The following is a 995-nucleotide window of genomic DNA, read 5'->3' as shown; positions in this document are numbered from 1 at the left end:
TGGCTGCTCATGCTCGAGGAGAAGGTCGACGAGACCCGACAGGCGCTGCAGCAGCTGGAAACTCGAGTCAGCAGTGTGCTCAAGCAGATCCCGGAAGGACTCGATGTCAGCCGCAACTTCAGCCAGCAACCGTTCGTGACGCCCGTATTCACCGGCGGGCAGATGGGCTGGCAGGCGGTCATGTTGCTGATGCAGTACGACAGCATCGTGCGCGATGTCCTGTTGGCGCATCACATTGGATTGCTGGGCAATAAGCAACGCGGCGCAATGATCCGTGATCAGGGCGGCCATGCCTTGCGCTCGCTGTGCTACGCCCCCGTCAAGTTCCCCGGGTTCAGTGGGGCAACGCGTGATGACTTCGCGGCCAACAACGCCAAGGCGCGGAACGCCCTCGAGAAATACGGTGAGCTGCCGCAGGACATTCTGGAAGGGAAGCGCCGCAGCGAGTTTGCGCCGACGATACGGCGTGAGGAAGCCTCACCGTCCGGCAGCGACCAGGAGCACAAGCTCGAAGGCGAGGATCTGGACGACGACCAGTTGCTGCCCCAGTCCAGAGCCTCGGAGGACTAAGGCTGTGAGTGATGCCACTGGCATCACTTCAGGAAGGGCCAGGTGGTGATGCCCCCGGCATTACTTCTCCAACGAGACCAGGCCGGGGTGATTCCACTGGAATCACTCCAACGAGACCGGGCCAGGGTGATTCCACTGGAATCACTCCAACGAGATCAGGCCGGGGTGATTCCACTGGAATCACTTCAACGAGAGCCAGGCCGGGGTGATTCCACTGGAATCACTTCAACGAGAGCCAGGCCGGGGTGATTCCACTGGAATCACTTCAACGAGAGTCAGGCCGGGGTGATTCCACTGGAATCACTTCAACGAGACCAGGCCGGGGTGATTCCACTGGAAACACTCCCCGCAGGATCGGAGGGGGCAACCAAGTATCTGCAACGAGAACAGGAAAGGACCGCGAGCGCGATGACTGCACTGGAACA

1 protein-coding gene is annotated in these 995 nt (G+C 60.5%); it reads left to right on the top strand.

Features of this window, described 5'->3' with window-relative positions:
• A partial coding sequence (locus R3F72_RS18545) for a PFL_4669 family integrating conjugative element protein (protein ID WP_332780479.1) occupies positions 1-570 on the top strand: 570 nt, incomplete at its 5' end.
• Between the last annotated feature and the right edge of the window lie 425 nt (positions 571-995).

The sequence above is a fragment of the Salinicola sp. 4072 genome, from assembly GCF_036663415.1.
Lineage (GTDB): Bacteria > Pseudomonadota > Gammaproteobacteria > Pseudomonadales > Halomonadaceae > Salinicola > Salinicola salarius_A.
The sequence above is the reverse complement of the archived record's forward strand: the minus strand, read 5'-3'. Positions and strand labels throughout refer to the sequence as shown.